1 protein-coding gene is annotated in these 762 nt (G+C 76.0%); it reads right to left on the minus strand.

The window, feature by feature from the left end; all coding sequences use genetic code 11:
• The coding region (locus AC2W7G_RS17625; protein WP_485869576.1) for a sensor histidine kinase at positions 1-720 on the minus strand (720 nt) is incomplete at its 3' end.
• Positions 721-762: the final 42 nt, after the last annotated feature.

The following is a 762-nucleotide window of genomic DNA, read 5'->3' on the forward strand; positions in this document are numbered from 1 at the left end:
GGTCGACCGGGCGTGCTTGGCGGCGTTGACCATCGCCTCGCGGGCGGCGCGCACCAGCGCGGCGACGTCGGCGTCCGCGGGGGCGTCGCCGACGGTGATGACGTCGACCCGCACCTGGTGGGCGGTCTCGACCTCCGCGGCCGCGGCCCGGATGCCGGCGGCCAGGGAGACGCCGTGCTCGGCCTGCTCCCCGTACAGCCACGAGCGCAGCTCGCGCTCCTGCTGGCGGGCGAGCGTCGCGACGGTGGCCGGGTCCGACGCGTTCTTCTGCAGCAGGGCGAGCGTCTGCAGCACCGAGTCGTGCAGGTGGGCGGCGACGTCCGCGCGTTCCTGGGTGCGGACGCGCTCGCGGCGCTCGGTGGCCAGGTCCGACGACAGCTTGACGATCCAGGGGCCGAGCACGAGGCCGAGCCCGACCAGGGCGATGAGCGTGGCGGCCGCGACGTCGAGCAGCGAGCCGACGCCGCCCTCGTTGAGCAGGAAGACGCCGGCGACGACGACGAGCAGCAGCCCCAGCGCGGTGCGGACGATCGCCGTCGGGCCCCGGTCGCGCCACAGCGTCCGGTCCAGGGACGACTCGTCGAGCTGGCGCCACACGACGACGACGCCCACGCCGGCGAGCACGAGCGGGGCCAGGTAGCGCGGGTCCACGCCGCCGCGCAGGTGACCCAGGATGATCAGCACCCCCAAGCCGACCGCGCAGAGGGCGAGCGTCTGCACGCACCTCGCGCACCGGACGACCGCGACCGCCGGCGTGCGGTC

This window comes from Aeromicrobium sp. PFPM2_SD2 (genome assembly GCF_057364525.1).